The following is a 17,416-nucleotide window of genomic DNA, read 5'->3' on the forward strand; positions in this document are numbered from 1 at the left end:
GGGTATCCCCACCCGCTGCGGCGAATTGAGCTCCGCGAGCGCTCCTAAATACCCCTGTTAGGGCCTTCGTCAAAGGCGCTCAGCGCGCGACCCAATTTCACAGGGGCCGAGGCGGTGGCTAAGCCCATGATGATCAGTGGCAACTTAACCCCGGCGATCTCTGCGAAGACGGGGTCGGGCAGGCGCTCGGAGGCGCCGGCGCGAACCATCATCACGATCTCGCTCAGCCTCAGCGCCGGTTCCGCCAGGACGCCGACCCCGCGCAATTCCTTCAGGCCCGCAAGCCTCTCCGGCGCCCGTCCGAAGAGCCGGCCATCGCTGGCCCAGACCACGACCCGGTCGTCCGCCACCAATCGAAAGCCCTCCGCCCGCGCGCGCCAGGCCAGGTCGCTCTTGCCTGCCCCGGAGGGACCTTCGATCAGGACGCCGCGCCATCCCTTGGAACTGTAGCGCGCGATGAGGCCCGCATGGCGGACCTCGCTCACCCCATCACCGGCAGGCTGAGCAGGAACAGAGCGCCCTTCACGGTCCCTTGGGGGTCAACGATGTTCTTGGCTTGCAGCGATCCGCCGTGGGCGTCGGCGATCTGCCGGGCGATCGAGAGGCCCAGCCCGGAGTTGCCCCCAAAGGCCGCGCCCTTCGGTCTTGATGTGTAGAAGCGCTGGAAGATGGTCTCGAGGTTTTCCGGCGGGATGCCCGGGCCCTCGTCGGCCACCGCCACCAGGACGCGTCCGCGCGCCTGGGTGACGGTGACGCCCACTGTCCCGTCCGGCGGGCTGAAGGAGCGAGCATTGTCGATGAGATTACGCACGATCTGGCCGAGCGGACCCTCGCGCCCCGCCACCCGCAGCGGCGACATGGCGTTGGACGGTGTGAACTGCACCTGAGCGTCGCCGGGCTTGGCGGCCGCCTGGTAGATGCCGACGATGTCGCGGACCAGACGCTCCATGTCGACAGGTCGCGGCGCGTCGCGCGACAGCTCCGCGTCCAGGCGCGAGGCGTTGGAGATGTCGGTGACCAGTCGGTCCAGCCGCTGGACGTCGTTCTGCAGCACCTTCAGCAGCCGCTCGCGCGCCACGGGATCGCTCACCAGGTCCAGGGTCTCGACGGCCGAACGCAGCGAGGTCAAGGGGTTGCGGATCTCGTGGGCCACATCGGCGGCGAAGCTTTCCACAGCGTCCATCTGCTCGGACAGCGCATGGGTCATGGCCTCTAGCGAGCGGGTCAGATCGCCTAGTTCATCTTGTCGCCTAGCGAGGTCGGGAAGCGAAATCGCCCGGGCCCGCGACAAGCGCACGCGGTCGGCGGCGCGCGCCAGCCTGAGTACCGGCTGGGCGATCAACCGGCTGAGCAAAAGAGAAGACGCCAGCGATGTGGCGATGGCCGTCAGTATGAATGGAATAAGCGCCACCCGTTCGCGGGCGATGATCGCATCGACATCGCGCGCCTCCAGCACCAGGACGCCAAGGACGGCCTGGACATGCTGGATCGGGATCGAGACCGAGACGACGCGCTCACCATGCTCACCCTCGCGCATACCCGACCAGTGCCGTCCGGTCAGGGCTTCGGCGACCTCAGCCTTCAGCGCCCGCGCGGCTTCCGCGGCGCGGCGCGGTGGCGGCCGGGTGAGGCGAAGGTCGAGGCCGCTGTCGTCGCGGGCCTTCGCCGGCGGCAGGATGGTGGTGTCGACCCGGTCGGCGACCCAGTCGCTGTCGGCCACCTCGCGACCTTCGGCGTCGAACAGGCGCGCGCGCTGGCTCTTGGGATTGGCCAGCATCTGCAGGATCTCGCTGGCGTAGCCGGAGTCCATCCGAGGCTCCGGCTCGCCCACGGTGGCCGCGCGGTCGATGATCTGCACCATCAGCTCGCCCTGGGTCGTCAGGCTGTCAATGCGAGCGTCCACCAGCCCGCGACGAAGCTCATTGAGCACCAGGGCCCCGCCGATCAGCACGAGCAGGCCAATCAGGTTGAGCGCGATGATCAACCGCCCGAGCCGAGTCCCCGGCATACGCAGGCGCGGCAAGGCGCGCCCGCGCCCAGACCTGCGCCGAGGCTTGGGGCTGGCGGCGCCGGTCAGGTCCTCCGGCGCGGCGTCGCCAGGTTCAGGTTTCGCGGTAGCGGTAACCGACGCCATACAGGGTTTCGATCGCGTCGAACTCCGGATCGACGTCGCGGAACTTCTTGCGCATGCGCTTGATGTGGCTGTCGATCGTACGGTCGTCGACATAGACCTGATCGTCGTAGGCGGCGTCCATCAGGTTGTCGCGGCTCTTCACGAAGCCAGGCCGCTGGGCCAGCGACTGCAGGAGCAGGAACTCAGTGACAGTGAGCTTCACCGCCTTGCCTTCCCACAGACAATCGTGGCGCGCCGGATCCAGGGTGAGCTTGCCGCGCTTGATGGCGCGCGAGGCGGCCTCGGCGCTGGCCGCCGCGCTCTGCGGCTCCTCGCCTTCGATCCCGGCGCGGCGCAGCACCGCTTTCACCCGCTCGATCAGCAGGCGTTGGCTGAAGGGCTTGTGGATGTAGTCGTCGGCGCCGAGGTTAAAGCCGAGGATTTCATCAATTTCGTCGTCCTTGGACGTCAGGATGATCACCGGAGTTTCGGACGCGCGGCGCAGGCGGCGGAGCACTTCCATGCCGTCCATGCGGGGCATCTTGACGTCCAGGATAGCCAGATCCGGCGGATCGCTCTCCAAGGCCTCAAGGCCCGCCGCGCCGTCGAAGTAGGCCGTCACTGTATGGCCGTGGCTCTCCAGGGCGAGGCTGACGGACGTGACGATGTTTTCGTCATCGTCGACCAGGGTGATCTTCGCCATCGTGTCGGGCGCTCCTTCGTATCGCTAGGCAGGCTTTCGCCCCGCACCATGGCTTGAATGGGGCGACGGCGCAGCTTGTTCCACACGCAGAGGTTAGGCCGCGCCGGCCGCTGCGTCCATGAAGCGGGCCAGGGCGATGTCGAGCGCCGTCACGCCGCCAGCGTCGTGGGTGGTCAGGACCACATCGACGCGGGCGTAGACGTTGCTCCATTCCGGATGGTGATCGAGCTTCTCGGCCATCAGGGCGCAGCGGGTCATGAATCCGAAAGCTGCGTTGAAGTCGACGAACCGGAAGCTCCGGGCGATGGCGTCGCGCCCCTCGACCGTGCGCCAGGCTGGCAGGCCGGCGAGGGCGGCTTCCGCGCCGATCAGGCCAGGCCGCTCACGAGGCATGCATAATCTCCGTCCCCACCATCGCCAACGCCACCGCCTCGGCGACCTTGATGCCGTCGACAGCGGCCGAGAGGATGCCTCCGGCATAGCCTGCGCCTTCGCCGGCCGGATAGAGGCCGCGGACGTTCAGGCTCTGGAAATCCGCCCCGCGGGTGATGCGCAGCGGCGCCGAGGTGCGGGTCTCGACGCCGGTCAGCACCGCGTCGGGGTCGTCATAACGGGCGATCTTGCGGCCGAAGGCCTTCATCGCTTCTCGCATCGCCTCGATGACATAGTCGGGCATGAGGGGCGCCAGGTCTGTCGGCCGGACGCCCGGCTTGTAACTGGGGACCACCTCGGCGAGCGCCGTCGAGGGCCGGCCCGCCAGGAAGTCGCCGACCCGCTGGGCCGGGGCGAAATAGTCGCCGCCCCCGGCGACGAAGGCGCGGGCCTCAAGGTCGCGCTGCAAGGCGACCCCGGCCAGCGGATGGTCGTCGCCGTAATCGGCAGGATCGATGCCGACTACGAAGCCGGCGTTGGCGTTCCGCTCATTGCGCGAATATTGGCTCATGCCGTTGGTGACGACGCGGCCGGGCTCGGAGGTCGCGGCTACCACCGTGCCGCCGGGGCACATGCAGAAGCTGTAGACCGTGCGGCCGTTGGCGGCGTGGTGTGACAGGGAATAGGCCGCCGCGCCCAGGTCCGGGTGGCCGGCGCACGGGCCAAACAGGGCGCGGTCGATCCAGGATTGCGGGTGCTCGATGCGGAAGCCGATGGAGAAGGGCTTGGCCTCGATATGCACGCCGTGGCCGTGCAGCATCGCGAAGGTGTCGCGCGCCGAGTGGCCGACCGCCAGGACCACGTGGTCGGCCTCAATGAACTGGCCGTCGTGCAGATGCAGGCCGCGCAGCCGGCCGCCGCTGATTTCCAGGTCGGTGACCCGCTGGCCGAATCGGTACTCGCCGCCGAGCGCCTCGATCTTGGCGCGCATGGCCTCGACCATGGTCACCAGGCGGAAGGTGCCGATGTGCGGGTGAGCCTCGGTGAGAATTTCCTCCGGCGCGCCGGCGGCGACGAACTCGGTCAGGACCTTGCGACCGAGAAATCGGGGATCCTTGATCTGGCTGTAGAGCTTGCCGTCCGAGAAGGTGCCGGCGCCGCCCTCGCCGAACTGGACGTTGGATTCGGGGTTGAGGTCGCTGCGTCGCCACAGACCCCAGGTGTCCTGGGTCCGCTCGCGCACCGCCTTGCCGCGATCCAGGATGATCGGCCGAAAACCCATCTCGGCCAGGATGAGGCCGGCGAAGAGGCCGCAGGGCCCGGCGCCGATCACCACGGGACGAAGGGTCTGGCCCTGCGGGGCGGTCGTGACGGGGCGGTAGGCGGTGTCGGGCGTGACGCGGACGTGAGGGTCCTCGCCCAGCCGCGCCAGGACGGCGGCCTCGCCGGCGATTTCGGCGTCGACGATATAGACCTTGAGGATCGCCGATTTCTTGCGCGCGTCGTGCGCCCGCTTCCACACCGACCAGCGGATGAGATCACCGGGCGCGACGCCGAGGCGCGCAACGATGGCCGCGGGCAGGGCCTGCGGTTCGTGGTCGAGGGGCAGTTTGAGTTCGGAGATCCGCAGCATCGCCCTCTGTTTAGCGGCTTCCGTCGGCCCGCGCATGCTAAGGCTCGCCGCCATGCCGCACGTTGACCGCCTGCCGCGCTGGGCCCGCCTCGCCGCCTATGCCGCGGCCAACGTCATCCTGTTGGTCGTCACGCTCGCGCCGACGGGGGACCTGCCCGGCGCCGATATCGGCTCGGACAAGGCCCAGCATGTGGCCGGCTGGTTCGTCCTCACGACGCTGGGCCTGTTGCTCGCGCCGCGTCGGCCGCGCGCCATCATCATCTTCGCGCTCGCCATGGGACCGTTCGTCGAGGTCGCTCAGGCCTTGGGGCCATTTGGCCGGGACGGCGACTGGCGTGACGTGGTGGCCGACAGCGGCGGGGTGGCGATCGCAGCCCTGGTCGCCATGGGCTGGCGGCGGATACGAAGACGGGCCGGCTGATCGCGCCGGCCCGCTCCGTTTCGTCTGAGACTGAAGGGCTACTCCGCCGGGGCGGCGGCCGCAGCGGCTTCCTCACGCATCCGGGCGAGTTCGCGCAGGTTCGCCTCATGCTTCTCGCGGGTGATGCCGTAGAAGCTTAGCGCGATCAGGCAGCCGCCGTTGAAGATCAGCAGAGCGGCGATGACCATGATCCCCAGATGGTTGGCGATCTCCTGGCTGACGCCGACCTTGCGGGCGTTCTCGGGGAACTGCACGAAGTGCAGCATCTGGCCGGCCATCAGCACGCCGACGCCGGACACCGCCTTCTTGAAAAGGTTGTCGGCGGAGAACAGCAGACCCTCGGAGCGGCGGCCCGTCTGCATGGCGGAGTCCTCCACCACGTCGGCGATCATCGCCTGGATCTTCACGCCGGTGGCGATCATGAAAGCCTGGGTGCAGGTGGCGAAGGCGACGAGGACGTAGAACAGGAGCTCGGTGTGCCGCGCCGGCATCAGGCCGAACTGGTCGAGCGCAATGGGCGCGACAGTCAGGGTGATGCCGGTCCAGCCGGTGATCAGGGCGCCGACCCGCTTGCCGAAGCGCTTGACCATGCGCGGGGCCAGCCAGATGCCGACGAAACCCGACAGCACCATGGCGATGGCGAGCACCGTCAGCTGGTTCTGGTTCAGCCGCCAGTAGAACAGGCCCATATAGACCTCGAGGCTTTGGCGAATGCCGGCGCCGATGGCCAGCACCATGCCAGCCAGGGCGACAATGGCGAAGTTGCGGTTGCGCATGGTCTGGAAGACCTCGCGCAGGTTGGCGAAGAAGTTGAACTTCTCGGTGCGCACCGGCGGCTTGGCCAGCCACGGGATCTGCCGGTGGGTGCCCGCCGAGGAGATGATGATGATCGTGAAGACCAGCAGCGCGGCGCAGATCGAATAGCCGAAATACCTCTGGCGATCGGTGACCCCGCCCACGCCGTTTTCGCCGGCGCGCATGAAGACCTGATAGACAAGGACCGAGACCGACAGGGTGCCGATCGAACCGAACATCTGCCGCTTGGCGAGCAGCTTGGTGCGCTCGTCGTAGTCGGTGGCCAGCTCGGGCGCGAGCGCTGTGGAGGGCAGCTCGAAGAAGGTGTCGAACGCCCGCAGGATCAGCAGGCAGATGAGCATCCAGGCGAAGATGCCGCCCTGACCCCAATGCATCGGCGGGTTCCAGATCAGGAAGAAGGTGATCGAAACCGGGAAGGCCGCGAAGTACATGAAGGGGTGGCGGCGACCGAACCGCGATCGGAAATTGTCCGAGATCTGGCCAATGGTGGGGTCGACGAAGCTGTCGACGAACATGGTGATCAGGATGGCCGATGAGACGACCCGCGGGTCGAGTCCCACCACCTGATTATAGAACAGCAGCAGCAGCATCGACAGGCTGGCCGCCTTGATCTGGTTGGCCGCCGAACCCATCGCGTAAAGGTTACGGGTGAGCCAGCCAATAGCCGGCCGCGGGCCAAGGGGCCCTGCGTCTATGGACATTTCCTCGCCTCCAATTGCCGAGCGGTGTTTGTTCACCGCCATTTCGTTGTCTTCGCGCGGGCGTCGCAGAGCCTGGGGAGGCCAGCCTGGCGCGGCGTCAGAGTGACGGCAGTCGCCTGATTAATGCAACGAAATATCGTTACGGGGCGAGGGCGCGGCGGTCCCGTTCGATCAGTCAGCGATCTCCGGTGCGCGCGTCCCAGCCCAGCATCGCGACCTTGACCACGCCGGCCACCTCAGCCCGGCGGCGCCGTCGCGCGCCAGGATCGACAGCCCGCTCTGTACGGTCTGCACAAAGCGGGCGAGCGACGGGACATCGACAGAGGCTGGAAATTCACCCGCCGAGACGGCCTGTTCCAGCCGGGCCGTCAGCCGCTCAAAGGCGACCGCGCGGCTCGATCGCACCAGCGCATCCAGTTCGGGGTGACCTTGGCTATCCACGGAGGAGAGCGTCACCATACAGCCTCGCGGCAGGCCTTCCCTTTCGCCCGAAAGGGCCGCGGCGGAGTCCTGCAGACAAGCGCAGACCGCCTCGCGGGCGGTGGCCGCGCGGTGGAACTTTCCCCAGACGATGGCGTCGGTGCTGTCGCTGGAGTGGCGCAACGCTTCGGCGTAGAGCGCCTCCTTCGAACCGAAGGCCGCAGAGAGGCTGGGGGAGCCGATCCCCATCGCCGCCGTCAGGTCGGCGATCGAGGTCGCCTCAAAGCCCTTTGACCAGAACAGGAGTCGCCTGCGCCAAGGCGGCGTCGCGGTCGAAGCTGCCCGGCCGTCTGGTCGGGAATTCCGAGCGGTCAGGGGTGGCGGCGTCGGCCGGATGCAGGCATTTTCGCGGCGCATTCAGAGGCGCGCAGCGACATGTCAGAGAAATCAGCCAACGGGGACGCGGGCGCCGTCATCCAGGACCAGCAGATGAAGGAGACGGCCGCCTATCTGATGCGCGGCCGCGCCTTCGCCGACCTGACGGTCGAGGATCTGGAGCAACGTTGGGTAGAGGCGTTCCGGGCGTTCACCGCCGCCGGCCGGCCCGTCGACACCGACTTCGACGATGTCCGGGCCGAATATGCCCTGCGCGAGCTCGAACTGCCGATGGAGAAGCTGGCCGCCGAGTGGAGGGCGTTCCTGGCCAAGATCGAGGCGGTCGAGATTCCAGGGAGGAAGGACCCGCACTGATAGCAGACCAGATCAGCGGGAGCCGCCGGATTTCGACCCGCCCAGCACATGCTGTCCACCCCCGACGCGCCTCAGTCGCCCCCGAGCATGGCGTCCACGTCGGGAAGGGTCGCGGCGAAGTAATGCTCTGTCGGCGCGAGATAGAGCGCCACATAGAGCTTGCCGCCCGCCTCGGAAATCTGGCCCAGGCCGGAGATCTCCAGGCCATCCTGCGTGTAGGCGGCGATGTCCATGCGCAGGCCATCTGCCCCGACCAGGCGACCGGGGCGCAGCTTGCTGGTCTGCGCTTTTTCGTAACCGAGGGCGGAGAGACTGTCGGTGACGAACTCCACCAGCTCGTTCGGCGACATGTCGGCCCGATAGACAGGAACCCGCTCGGCCTTCGAGGCGGGTTTCAGCAGGCCTTCGCCCGGCGCCAAGCCTTGCGCCAGATAGAGGAGGTTGAGTGCGGGGCCATCGATGGACAGCAACCGCACCTTCTTTTGGCGTTGCGGCGACAGAATCGAGACATCCGACCAAGCGCGGTGCAGGGTCACTGCCTTGCCGTCGCCCATGGCGAAGGGTCCGGCCGGAGCCTCAGCGATCGTCTCGCAGCCGGCGAGCGCGACGGAAAGCGCAAGCGCGCTGGCGAGGGCGAGACGGTTCATAGCGGTCCTTCGGGGCGTAGGGCTTTCAGCGTGGCCTCGACCAGCCAGCGGTCTTCGGCTTCAGGCGCCTTGTTGAGATAGTCGGCGAAGGCCTGCGCTGCGCCATCGCGATCGCCGGTCTTGCGGCGCGCCTCACCCAGCTCGCGCCAGGCGGCGCTCGGCGCGTCGGCGTGGCCGACGGCGCGGCCATAGGCGGCGGAGGCCAACTTCTGATCGCCATCGCTCCGGCGCAAGCGGAAGCACTCGCCCCGATAGAATTCGATCAGGCCGAGATCCTCGCCATCCACCGACAGGCGATCAAGAATGTAGAACGTCTGGCCGAAATCCCGTCGACGCAGGTCGTCGCGCAGCCAGGCGCTGAGGTGGGGCCGGATCGCGGCACGATACTTTCGGCGGCCGTCCGCTGCGGCGATCGGGGCGGCGCCTTCGGCGAGTTTCGACAGGGCTGCGATGCGGTCGGTGGAAAGCGGGTGCGTGGCGAAGATGCTGGCGCGGCTCTCGCTCTTGCGTACGGCGGGAAAATCCGACGCTAAGGTCTCCGCGACCAGGGCGCGCCACATCTCGGCGCCTGCCGCAGGATCGTAGCCCGCCGCCCTCGCCAGCTGGAAGCCGTAGGCGTCAGCCTCGGTTTCATGGTCGCGCCCATAGGACATTATGCTGGCGAAACCTGCGAGATAGACCAGGTTGTTCATGGCCTGGGCGGTCTGCGAGATGGAATCGATGGTCTGCTGCGCATAGGGGCCGCCGCTGGAGGCGGTGGAATACATCGCCGCAGCAGCGCCCGCCGTGATGCCGATCCGCACGACGAGCATCAGGTTTTGCGTGTTCTTGTTGTTCTTGAACTGCTGGACGGTGTGGTTGCGCCCGAAGTGGGTGATCTCATGGCCCAGCACGAACGCCAGTTCGTCCTCGGTCTGGGCGCGCAGCATCAGCCCCGACCAGACCTCGACATAACCGTTGGGCGCGGCGGTCGCGTTGAACGCGGGTCGATCCAAGGGGTAGATGCGCAGCTCATCGCAATAGTCGGCCGCCAGCCGGCACAGGACGCCGCGCACATAGGCGTTAAGCGCCGGATCAGGGTTCAGCTCGGCCGATCGGCGAACCGTGGCCTCGGCCTTGTCCATGGTGTCCCAGAAGCCGGCTTCCGCCGTCTCGATCGACGGGCGCAGATGCGCGGCGCGAAATCCCGGCAAGGGTTCGGCCCGCACGCCCGTGAAGCTGAGCGCGACGATAGCGCAGGCCGCCGCCAGGCGGCGCAGCATCAGATCGGCGCCTTCTTCATGAGATCGACGACCAGCGCGCGTGCGCCTTCCTCGGTGCGGATATCCGACTGCGGCCCGACAACGGCGACATTGTACCAGACGACGCGGCCCGTCCTCAGATCGACCAGCGAGGCGTAGACCTGCTGGACGCCCAGAGGCACCGCGACGCCCAGCATCGCCGCGCCCAGCCAGAGCGCCTTGCGCCCTGCACTGGAGTAGGTGCCACGACCGGTGACGAAGAGGGCGTAGTCGGCGCCGTGCTGCTCACGGATGACGAGGCGCCTTCGCCGAGGGTCCAGTCGAACTGGCCCTTGGGTTTCGTCGGCAGGCGCATCGCGCCATACTCGAAAGACTGGATCGAGGCGCCGACGGCTTCGTGCAGCCGCAGCAGCTGTCCGGCGCGTCCATCCATGGACTGCTGCGGATCGAGCACCTCAAAGGGGTGGCCGCGCGCGGCCAGATCGTCACGCAGGGCCGCACCCAAGTGGCGCTGAGCGTCCTGGCTCCAGTCGGCGCGCGGCTCTTCCAGGCCCGACGCCGTGAGCACTGCCAACTGGATATCTGGCTGCATGAGCAGCCCTTTGGAGTCCGCCGCCGGCGCGTTCAGGCTTTCGACCGCCGCGGTCTTCACCTGGGTCGTCGTGCACGCGGCCAGCAACAGACACGCTGCAAGCGTGGCTAAGGCTTTCATAGGCTCCCCCCCATAGCGACGTGGCGCCGTCCTGCCCCCAGGACGATCCAATCTAAGCTGGCGGACCGGCGTGCCGCAATGAGGCCAAGCTTAAAGACTTCCTTGTCTGATCACGACGACGCTTTTCCGGCGCGCGCGGACCTGCGACCCGTGGCGGCCCGGCGTTTCAACCCCAAGCGCGGATCGGGTGGCCGCGCTCGCCCCAGAAGACGAACCACCGTCCAGCCGCCCTCACGATTTCCAGTTGATCTGGGAATAGCTCCGGCTTGGCGGCGCCTCGGGCCAAGCTTAGCCGAGCGAATAAGCCGCGTTTTGGCGGCGGCGTGATCGGGCCCTTGCGCTCCGCCGCGTCCGCCGCGCTCAGCAGTGCTCGGCCGTAATCCACCGCGTCCTCGGGAAAGAAGTTCCCCCACGCCCTGTCGATGAGGCTTCGTGACAGGACGGACCCACAACCCTCAAGGAATTCCCCCCGGAAGCTAGTTTCGTCGACGCCTTCATAAAGATTGGCGTGCGTCCATTGCGGCAGGCCGTCGCAGACCACCAACGGCAGGGCATAGTGGCCGTGGAAGTCCTTGAGGACGCCAGCCACCTCCTCAGGGATCTCATCCGCGCGAACCTCTATGATCCACGCATCCGCAGCGGGGTCGAAGCCGACGCGCGGCGCGCCAACGTTGGCGTAGGCCGGCGTGCTGATCTCACCGAAACGGGCGATTGCATCGTCTGAGAAGTCTTTGTGGTTGAACAGACGCTCGATGTAGTCGCGTCATTCGTCTTCATGATCGGCCTTGGCGCAGGATTCGACGATCAGATCCAGACCCATGAAAGCCCCTCCTCCATCGAGAAAAGCCCAGATGCTCTTCTAATGTTCTGGAAAGCGAGAGTCTTCGCAAAGACTGCTGGCGCGCCCGACACGATTCGAACGTGTGACCTTTGCCTTCGGAGCAATTTAGCCCACGCATCCGAAAAATGCGATAGGGCACGCTACAGTACGATAAGCATCTGAAACCACTAGATGTTTTTCAAATTTGCGCCGAAACCCATATCCGCAATTTCGCTGCGATTTCCTCTTGGCTGCTTCCGTGGTGCTTCCGCGGAAGCAGCCCAATAGCGAAGGATGGATGATGGTGAAGCTTACAAAACGGACCGTGGATGCCGCGAAGGCCGAAGCGAAAGACTATTTCCTTTGGGACGATGAATTGCCCGGTTTCGGGCTCCGTGTCTTCGCCTCTGGCAAGCGCAGCTATCTCGTCCAATACCGCGCCGGACGTCGGTCCAGACGATACACTATCGGCCTGCATGGTATCTGGACGCCCGAAACTGCGCGTCAGGAAGCCAAAGTCCAACTCGGCCGCATTGCGGCGGGGGACAACCCCGCTGAGGAGCGCCAACTCGACCACAAAGCCATCACAATCAAAGAACTTTGCGCTCTCTATGTCGCGGACCTGAATGCGGGTCTCATCATGGGCAAGGGCGGGCGCCCCAAGAAATCTACCACGATTGTCACGGATACCGGTCGCATCGAGCGACATATCATTCCCCTAGTCGGTTCTTGGCGCGTCAAGGACCTGACCAAGGCCGACGTGAACAAGCTCATGAAGGACATCATTGCGGGCAAGACGCGGGTGTCGGTCAAAACGAAAAAGTTGCGCGGCAGAGCCATCGTTCGGGGTGGACCCGGCACGGCAACGCGCACCATCGGTCTGCTTGGCGGCATCCTTACCTATGCTGTCGACGCAGGAATCATCGACAGCAATCCTACGCACGGATTGAAGAAGCCAAAGTATGCCGTCCGGACCCGACGCCTTACCGAGGCGGAATACCGCACGCTCGGCAACATGCTGCGGGAAGCGGCGAAGACCGAGAAATACGCCATGACGATCGAGATCATTCGCCTGATCGCGCTCACCGGTTGCCGCCGCAGCGAAATCATCGCCTTGAAGTGGGGAGAGGTTGACCTCGGCTCCAGTTGTCTTCGCCTCGTTGATAGCAAGGAAGGTGACTCTGTCCGTCCGATAGGCTTGCCGGTCGTGGAGTGTTTGGAGGAGCGCCGAAAAGAGGAAGGCGAAGGCCATGTGTTTCCGGGCGAGCGGAATGGCGCGGCGTTTGGAAGCTTCCCGAACCATTGGGAACAGATTTTCAGAAAGTCGTCACTTGCGGATGTGACGCCACACGTCCTGCGGCACAGCTTTGCCAGCATTGCGAACGATCTTGGATTTACCGAAATCACTATTGCCGCGCTCATCGGCCATTCTAAGGGCACGATGACGAGCAGGTATATTCATACGCTCGACACGGCGCTCATCATGGCCGCAGATACCATCGCCGGTTATATCCAGGGGCTACTCGACGGTGTCGAATTCAAGCAGACGGCTTACGCCTTGGACCGCAACTCCCGGCAGGCGGCCCTTGATCGCTTCTTGACCAAAGCAGTGGGGAAACAGCTTGGCAGGGCTGAAAGCAAACGCGCTAAGTCGCCGATGGAAACGCACATGCTATCGACGCGCCCGTTCCTCGAAGTGACTTGAGATCGATCGAGAACAAATGGGGTCCAGAAATGGGGTCTACCCCGTATTGATATGGGGCTCATTCCGAGCTAATCTGGTGCAATGCGTTATACTCAAAGCCAGATCCGCGAGCTGCTTTCCATTTCCGTGGATGCTCTTCGCACATGGAGGGATGCCATCCCGGCATTGGCTGCGCATAAAGGGCATGCCCCGAGTTTTACACCGGGGGACGTCGTTGCGATGGCGATCGTGGCGGATTTGGTCAGAGATTTCGGCCTACGTGTAGGAATCGTCGGTGGGCGTTTCGACCAGCTGTTCAGGGAGTGTGCCGGCAAGTCCTGGCTGGCCCTAGAGACCTGCGTTGTCCTGATTTCAGCCGACAGTATTCGTCTTGTTGATGCCGCTACCCCTCCGCGCCCGTCACCCGAAGCCACCACTCTGTCTGTCCCTTGCGCGCCAATCGTGTCGCGCTTGCGCTCGGCTCTGACTGCGACCGAGGCAGAGATGACCCAAGGCTATCTACAGTTCCCCCCCACCGCGGTTCGCCCACAAAGCGAACGACGTGGAGGACAAGCATGAGTTCGGCACCGGCATCAGTGCTGGCGTCAGAGTGGAAAGACCGCTTGGGGCTCACACATCGGCGCTCGCCTGAACTCTACGAGTCAGCAGAGGCCGTCAGCGACGTTCCGCATGCGCCGGCTATCCGAGCCGCCCTCACCGAAATGGGTGTATCGGCGATCTTCTGCGTCCAAGGCGTCCCGACCGTCGCGATCCTGGAAGCCGATCACTACGATCGCGCCGCTATTATCGATCTTCATGGCGCGCTTTGGAATCAGGGCCTGGCCAGCCTGTTGCTGGTTATCGCCGACGATACGCTCAGAGCGTTTTCGCTCGCCCGTACTCCGCTGAGTGATCCGGGCGACGCCTTCGAGGCCCGCTGCCTCATCGACAGCCTCACCCTGGCGACCGAAGCGCTGCGTTTTCAAAATCTGATCTACGGCGCGGAATCCGGCCGCCTCTGGAAGGACTACGGCGAGTATTTCCCCCCGAAAGAGCGCATCGATCAGGTGCTCCTCGACAATCTGAATGCGTCCCATGACCTCCTGCAGAAGGCCGCGCTCGCTCCTGATGCGGCCCAGGCCCTGCTCATACAGGCGATGTTTATCGCCTACCTTGAAGACCGGGAGATCGTAACGCCCGCCTACTTTGCCGCCGTCTCCGAGAAGAGCGCACAGAGTTTTTCGGCGCTGCTGGAAACCGGCGACGTCACTCTCTTCCGGTCCTTTTTCCGGACCCTCCACGCGGATTTCAACGGCGATCTGTTCGTCGCGCCGTGCTCCTTCGAGGCCACGGGCGAGGCGCCAGAAGTCACGCCTGCCCATCTGACGATCCTGGCGCGGTTCCGGTCAGGCCGTGAAGAAATGGCGCGTTCCGGACAGCAGCGGTTCTGGGGCTATGACTTCCGCTATATCCCGATCGAGCTCGTCAGCGCCGTCTACGATCGGTTCCTGGGTGAACGCGAGGCCGAACGCCGCGCCAACGGCGCCTACTACACGCCCATGTTCCTCGCCGACACGGTCGTTTCCCAAGCGTGGGAAATGTTGCCGGATGCGACAAGGACGACAGGAAACTTCCTCGACCCCGCCTGCGGTTCAGGCGTTTTCCTCGTCCGCTCGTTCCAGCGGCTCTGCGAACACTGGCGCGCCAAGCACAAGACACAGACAATTTCCTGGAAAACGCTGTTGTCCTTGCTGAGCCAGATTCATGGCTGGGATTTGAATGGCGGCGCCGTTCGGGTCGCCGTGTTTTCGCTCTACGTCGCTTTGCTCGAAGAGGTGTCGCCACGCGACATCCGCAAGCTGATCACCCGGGGGAAACTCCTCCCGGAACTTTGGGGCAAGACCCTCGTCTGCCGCGACTTTTTCGAAGTGTCACCTGACGGCGCTCGATACGAGGTCATCATTGGCAATCCGCCATGGACCAGCCGCCGCGGCCCGGCGCGTTCGTCGGTGCAGTGGAGCAAGAAGGCCGGTTATCCCATGCCTGGTGGCGAGGATGCCTGGGCATTCAGCTGGAAGGCCCTGTCGCATCTCGCCGACGGTGGACTGATCGCCTTCCTGCTGCCGGCGATGGGGTTCCTGCACAACCACGCTCAAAACACGGTCGAAGCGCGTGATGCGTTCTTCCGAAAATCCCAGGTCCGTCGCGTTATTAACTTCGCAGACCTTCGATTCCAGCTTTTCGAGAAAGCCCATCGCCCTACCGCTCTAATCATCTACGGCAGCGCCAATCCGGATAATTTCCCGTATCGCTTCGACTACTGGGCGCCGAAGGCCGACCTTAATCTGCGCATCAAGCGCGTAATCACGCTGAGTAGCTCCGACAAGGCCGCCCTCGGGGTGGGCGCGGTCCTGGATAACCCGCTCATCTTCAAGCAGCGCCTCTGGATGCGCGAACCGGACGCGAAACTCTTCGCCTACCTTACGAGGCTTCCCAAACTTGGGGCCTTCATTAGCGATTACGGCAGCCTGAGCCGTCGCCGCGAAAAACCGGGCGATCGATGGGTAATCGGGCAAGGCTATCAGCCATTCAATGAAGACAGCGATAGCGATGCGCCTCCGCTGGCCAGCGAGTATGTCGGTCGACTGCCAGACCTGCCGATCGCCGCCTATTCGCGCCTGGCTCAGGCTGCGGAAGGCTTGCTGCCGGCTCCGTCATCAACGGTTCGCCGCCGCGGGTTCGAGCCCGGGTTCGATGGCTCGCGGATCCTTATCCCACGTGGGGTGGAGACGTCGCAAAACCGCCTTCGGGCGGCCTACTGCGATCAACCGCTGACCTTCCAAGATATCTTGCAAGCGATCGTTGTGCCGGACGGCCAAAGCGACCGCGCGAAGGTTCTCACGGCGATCCTCAATAGTCGCATCGCGGTCTGGTATGCCTTTCATGGCACCGCGTCGTTCGGTTCGGATCGCCCGGAAGTCAAGCAAGCCGACCTGTTGCGATTGCCGTTTCCATCACCAGACGATGTCCCGGATCAAGCCGCAGCAGCCCAAGCGGCCCTTGAGCTGATCGCGATTGTGAACGACGCACGCGAACGCTCCAACGAGCCGTTCTCGATGCAGGTCGATGACAGCGATATCCTTCGGACGATCGACCGGCTTGCGTACCAATATTTTTGCCTGTCCCCCGATGAGATCGCGCTAATCGACGACACTGTCGAGGCGATCCTTCCTGCGCTTCAGCCCCATGAAGGCCACTTCCCGAAACTCTGGGGCGCGCCTGACGAACCGCAACGCGCTCAATACGCGCACACATTGTCGGCGAGCCTCGCGGACTGGTTCAAAGGCAAGAAGATCGATGCGCGCCTTGTCGCACGCGGCGCTGATTTGGCGATCCTGCGTCTGCATCTGGGCGGGCATGAAGACTATGCCGAAGATACGGCCGGCGAACTCAGCGAGGTACTCGAGCAACTAGCAGGTCACATCCACAGGCCCCTCGATGGCAATTTCCAGCTCATGCCGGATCTGCGCGTTTTCGTCGGTGACTGCCTCTACCTCATCAAGCCTATGCAGATGCGCTTCTGGCTGCGCTCCACGGCGCTCGCCGATGCCGATGGAATAGCGCTCGACCTCCAGCAAGCCGCTGTCTCGCCGCAACAGCGGGGCGCGGACTGATGCTGATCGGCGATGTGCAGGGATGGGTCGACAACTTCGTTTCGTTTGATGATCGCTTCCTGGAAAGGATCGCGGCGGCGTGGCCGGCCTGCATGGCGGTTCTTCCCGAACAGCCAGGGGAAGATGCCATCACCATCAACCTCGTTGATCGCCTCACCAAAGACGCCGTGGTGCGTCGGTTATGCCACTGGGTTGAATATCAATTCGAGCCGTTTGGTCTTGCTGCGGACGGATCGAAATACAGCAAGGGCATCATTGACATTGCCGTGCTCTTCGACTGGGAGCGCGAGCAATATCTAGCCTACGAGTGTAAGCGGCTTAACGTGATCAACGGCGGAAGCCGCAACTCCTTGGCTACGGTGTATGTCACCCAAGGCATGATGCGTTTTCTCACTGAACAATATGCCGAGCATCTGCCAGTCGGCTGCATGCTGGGCTATGTGCTCGACGGGGACGTGCCCTTCGCTAAGGTGCGACTTGCTGACGCCATCAGCAGCCATGTTCCTCTAGCGCTCATTGAGGGGCCTACGCCGCTCTCCGAGATCGAAACGATCGAACGGTTCTTAACGCGGCATACCCGTCCAGCCGGATCACATATCGAACTTCGGCACGCGCTATTTTCGAAGTCGTCAGCGGCCGCGCCAAACGGCTGAGCGACGAACTGGAGCGTAGGTCTAATCGGCCATGTCTTCGACAGCCGGGGACTCAC

At 64.6% G+C, this 17,416-nt stretch carries 17 protein-coding genes and 1 tRNA gene; 6 read left to right on the forward strand and 12 right to left on the reverse strand.

Annotated elements, in window-relative coordinates; all coding sequences use genetic code 11:
- Positions 1-44: 44 nt before the first annotated feature.
- From BN1313_RS01470 to BN1313_RS01490, 5 genes are all read right to left on the reverse strand, one after another.
- Entirely contained in the window at positions 45-485 is a 441-nt protein-coding gene (locus BN1313_RS01470; RefSeq protein WP_091735616.1) for an HPr kinase/phosphorylase, read from the reverse strand.
- A complete protein-coding gene (locus BN1313_RS01475; RefSeq protein WP_091735618.1) occupies positions 482-2,134 on the reverse strand; it encodes an ATP-binding protein in 1,653 nt (550 codons plus the stop codon). The genes BN1313_RS01470 and BN1313_RS01475 overlap by 4 nt, the downstream gene beginning before the upstream one ends.
- The gene (locus tag BN1313_RS01480; protein ID WP_091735620.1) at positions 2,103-2,816 is read right to left on the reverse strand and encodes a two-component response regulator ChvI; all 714 of its coding nucleotides are present in this window, start codon (positions 2,814-2,816) and stop codon (positions 2,103-2,105) included. The genes BN1313_RS01475 and BN1313_RS01480 overlap by 32 nt, the downstream gene beginning before the upstream one ends.
- 93 nt (positions 2,817-2,909) lie before the next feature.
- Positions 2,910-3,209, reverse strand: coding sequence for a 4a-hydroxytetrahydrobiopterin dehydratase (locus tag BN1313_RS01485; protein WP_091735623.1), 300 nt, complete (start codon positions 3,207-3,209; stop codon positions 2,910-2,912).
- The gene (locus BN1313_RS01490; RefSeq protein ID WP_091735626.1) at positions 3,199-4,821 is read right to left on the reverse strand and encodes an NAD(P)/FAD-dependent oxidoreductase; all 1,623 of its coding nucleotides are present in this window, start codon (positions 4,819-4,821) and stop codon (positions 3,199-3,201) included. The genes BN1313_RS01485 and BN1313_RS01490 overlap by 11 nt, the downstream gene beginning before the upstream one ends.
- A 52-nt stretch (positions 4,822-4,873) precedes the next feature.
- Here BN1313_RS01490 and BN1313_RS01495 point away from each other — a divergent pair, with 52 nt between their 5' ends.
- Complete coding sequence (locus BN1313_RS01495; protein ID WP_091735629.1) at positions 4,874-5,242, forward strand: VanZ family protein; 369 nt, start codon at positions 4,874-4,876, stop codon at positions 5,240-5,242.
- A 38-nt stretch (positions 5,243-5,280) separates the two neighbouring features.
- On the opposite strand, the gene BN1313_RS01500 is transcribed toward BN1313_RS01495, so the two are convergent.
- Positions 5,281-6,759: an MFS transporter gene (locus tag BN1313_RS01500; RefSeq protein WP_176695858.1), complete on the reverse strand. Its 1,479-nt coding sequence runs from the start codon at positions 6,757-6,759 to the stop codon at positions 5,281-5,283.
- 171 nt (positions 6,760-6,930) lie between these two features.
- A complete protein-coding gene (locus BN1313_RS01505; protein WP_218054303.1) occupies positions 6,931-7,596 on the reverse strand; it encodes a TetR/AcrR family transcriptional regulator in 666 nt (221 codons plus the stop codon).
- Between the two features lie 18 nt (positions 7,597-7,614).
- Here BN1313_RS01505 and BN1313_RS01510 point away from each other — a divergent pair, with 18 nt between their 5' ends.
- Positions 7,615-7,929, forward strand: coding sequence for a hypothetical protein (locus tag BN1313_RS01510; protein WP_091735635.1), 315 nt, complete (start codon positions 7,615-7,617; stop codon positions 7,927-7,929).
- A 71-nt stretch (positions 7,930-8,000) separates the two neighbouring features.
- Here the strand turns inward: BN1313_RS01510 and BN1313_RS01515 are convergent, their stop codons facing one another.
- The 3 genes from BN1313_RS01515 to BN1313_RS16435 are packed head-to-tail and all read right to left on the reverse strand — an operon-like array spanning position 8,001 to position 10,014.
- The gene (locus BN1313_RS01515) at positions 8,001-8,576 is read right to left on the reverse strand and encodes a hypothetical protein (RefSeq protein WP_091735638.1); all 576 of its coding nucleotides are present in this window, start codon (positions 8,574-8,576) and stop codon (positions 8,001-8,003) included.
- Positions 8,573-9,838 carry a M48 family metallopeptidase gene (locus BN1313_RS01520; RefSeq protein ID WP_091735641.1) on the reverse strand — a complete coding sequence of 422 codons (1,266 nt, stop codon included), beginning with the start codon at positions 9,836-9,838 and terminating at the stop codon, positions 8,573-8,575. Before BN1313_RS01520 ends, BN1313_RS01515 begins: the two co-directional genes overlap by 4 nt.
- On the reverse strand, positions 9,838-10,014 hold the full coding sequence (locus BN1313_RS16435; protein ID WP_176695859.1) for a hypothetical protein: 177 nt from the start codon (positions 10,012-10,014) through the stop codon (positions 9,838-9,840). The genes BN1313_RS01520 and BN1313_RS16435 overlap by 1 nt, the downstream gene beginning before the upstream one ends.
- 200 nt (positions 10,015-10,214) lie before the next feature.
- Here BN1313_RS16435 and BN1313_RS16440 point away from each other — a divergent pair, with 200 nt between their 5' ends.
- A complete protein-coding gene (locus tag BN1313_RS16440; RefSeq protein ID WP_091735644.1) occupies positions 10,215-10,520 on the forward strand; it encodes a hypothetical protein in 306 nt (101 codons plus the stop codon).
- Positions 10,521-10,695: 175 nt separating this feature from the next.
- On the opposite strand, the gene BN1313_RS01530 is transcribed toward BN1313_RS16440, so the two are convergent.
- Both BN1313_RS01530 and BN1313_RS16445 read right to left on the reverse strand, forming a co-directional pair.
- Positions 10,696-11,118 carry a hypothetical protein gene (locus tag BN1313_RS01530; RefSeq protein WP_091735646.1) on the reverse strand — a complete coding sequence of 141 codons (423 nt, stop codon included), beginning with the start codon at positions 11,116-11,118 and terminating at the stop codon, positions 10,696-10,698.
- Positions 11,119-11,426: 308 nt separating this feature from the next.
- Positions 11,427-11,486 (reverse strand) — tRNA-Ser (locus BN1313_RS16445).
- Between the two features lie 164 nt (positions 11,487-11,650).
- Between BN1313_RS16445 and BN1313_RS01535 the strand changes: the two genes are divergently transcribed.
- The 3 genes from BN1313_RS01535 to BN1313_RS01550 all read left to right on the forward strand — a co-directional run bounded on the left by BN1313_RS01535 (position 11,651) and on the right by BN1313_RS01550 (position 17,360).
- The gene (locus BN1313_RS01535; RefSeq protein ID WP_091742092.1) at positions 11,651-13,054 is read left to right on the forward strand and encodes a tyrosine-type recombinase/integrase; all 1,404 of its coding nucleotides are present in this window, start codon (positions 11,651-11,653) and stop codon (positions 13,052-13,054) included.
- A 554-nt stretch (positions 13,055-13,608) separates the two neighbouring features.
- A complete protein-coding gene (locus tag BN1313_RS01545) occupies positions 13,609-16,707 on the forward strand; it encodes an HsdM family class I SAM-dependent methyltransferase (RefSeq protein ID WP_091735652.1) in 3,099 nt (1,032 codons plus the stop codon).
- Positions 16,707-17,360, forward strand: a complete 654-nt coding sequence (locus tag BN1313_RS01550; RefSeq protein ID WP_091735654.1) for a hypothetical protein — start codon at positions 16,707-16,709, stop codon at positions 17,358-17,360. The genes BN1313_RS01545 and BN1313_RS01550 overlap by 1 nt, the downstream gene beginning before the upstream one ends.
- Positions 17,361-17,416 lie beyond the last annotated feature (56 nt).

The sequence above is a fragment of the Phenylobacterium immobile (ATCC 35973) genome, from assembly GCF_001375595.1.
In the GTDB taxonomy this organism is placed as follows: domain Bacteria; phylum Pseudomonadota; class Alphaproteobacteria; order Caulobacterales; family Caulobacteraceae; genus Phenylobacterium; species Phenylobacterium immobile.

Bases quoted from the DNA above. Each gene is read 5' to 3' on its own strand.
- BN1313_RS01535 (WP_091742092.1), top strand. From the start codon at position 11,651: ATGGTGAAGCTTACAAAACGGACCGTGGATGCCGCGAAGGCCGAAGCG.
- BN1313_RS01480 (WP_091735620.1), bottom strand. From the start codon at position 2,816: ATGGCGAAGATCACCCTGGTCGACGATGACGAAAACATCGTCACGTCC.
- BN1313_RS16435 (WP_176695859.1), bottom strand. From the start codon at position 10,014: ATGCTGGGCGTCGCGGTGCCTCTGGGCGTCCAGCAGGTCTACGCCTCG.
- BN1313_RS01495 (WP_091735629.1), top strand. From the start codon at position 4,874: ATGCCGCACGTTGACCGCCTGCCGCGCTGGGCCCGCCTCGCCGCCTAT.
- BN1313_RS01515 (WP_091735638.1), bottom strand. From the start codon at position 8,576: ATGAACCGTCTCGCCCTCGCCAGCGCGCTTGCGCTTTCCGTCGCGCTC.
- BN1313_RS01475 (WP_091735618.1), bottom strand. From the start codon at position 2,134: ATGGCGTCGGTTACCGCTACCGCGAAACCTGAACCTGGCGACGCCGCG.
- BN1313_RS01485 (WP_091735623.1), bottom strand. From the start codon at position 3,209: ATGCCTCGTGAGCGGCCTGGCCTGATCGGCGCGGAAGCCGCCCTCGCC.
- BN1313_RS01520 (WP_091735641.1), bottom strand. From the start codon at position 9,838: ATGCTGCGCCGCCTGGCGGCGGCCTGCGCTATCGTCGCGCTCAGCTTC.
- BN1313_RS01510 (WP_091735635.1), top strand. From the start codon at position 7,615: ATGTCAGAGAAATCAGCCAACGGGGACGCGGGCGCCGTCATCCAGGAC.
- BN1313_RS01490 (WP_091735626.1), bottom strand. From the start codon at position 4,821: ATGCTGCGGATCTCCGAACTCAAACTGCCCCTCGACCACGAACCGCAG.
- BN1313_RS01505 (WP_218054303.1), bottom strand. From the start codon at position 7,596: ATGCGCCGCGAAAATGCCTGCATCCGGCCGACGCCGCCACCCCTGACC.
- BN1313_RS01500 (WP_176695858.1), bottom strand. From the start codon at position 6,759: ATGTCCATAGACGCAGGGCCCCTTGGCCCGCGGCCGGCTATTGGCTGG.
- BN1313_RS01550 (WP_091735654.1), top strand. From the start codon at position 16,707: ATGCTGATCGGCGATGTGCAGGGATGGGTCGACAACTTCGTTTCGTTT.
- BN1313_RS01545 (WP_091735652.1), top strand. From the start codon at position 13,609: ATGAGTTCGGCACCGGCATCAGTGCTGGCGTCAGAGTGGAAAGACCGC.